1 protein-coding gene is annotated in these 519 nt (G+C 56.3%); it reads left to right on the top strand.

What is annotated here, in order from left to right; translation table 11 throughout:
* On the top strand, positions 1 to 519 hold a 519-nt coding region (locus J0A67_RS22610), incomplete at both ends, for an MBG domain-containing protein (RefSeq protein WP_206571667.1).

Raw genomic sequence — 519 nt, 5'->3', positions numbered from 1 at the left:
AGGATGACAGCTTTGTGTATGACGGTTTGGCCAAGTCCCTGGCCATAGAAGGAACACTTCCAAGTGGAGCCAGCGTAAGCTACAGCAACAACAGCCGAACCGATGTCGGAACCCAAGAGGTGACGGCGACGATCAGCGGCAGCAACTTCACGACTTTGGTCCTGACCGCCGACCTGACAATCACGCCTGCCACGATCACGGGAATCATCTTCGAGGATGACAGCTTTGTGTATGACGGTTTGGCCAAGTCCCTGGCCATAGCCGGAACGCTTCCAAGTGGAGCCAGCGTAAGCTACGGCAACAACAGCAGAACGGATGTGGGAAGCCAGCAGGTAACCGCGACGATCAGCGGCAGCAACTTCACCACTTTGGTCCTGACCGCCGACCTGACAATCACGCCAGCCTCGATCACCGGAATCATCTTCGAGGACGACAGCTTTGTGTATGACGGTTTGGCCAAGTCACTGGTCATAGCCGGAACGCTTCCAAGTGGAGCCAGCGTGAGCTATGCGGACAACA

The organism is Algoriphagus aestuariicola, assembly GCF_017254835.1.
Taxonomy (GTDB): Bacteria; Bacteroidota; Bacteroidia; order Cytophagales; family Cyclobacteriaceae; genus Algoriphagus; species Algoriphagus aestuariicola.
Note: the sequence above shows the minus strand (reverse complement) of the source record. Positions and strands in the feature narration are given on the sequence as shown.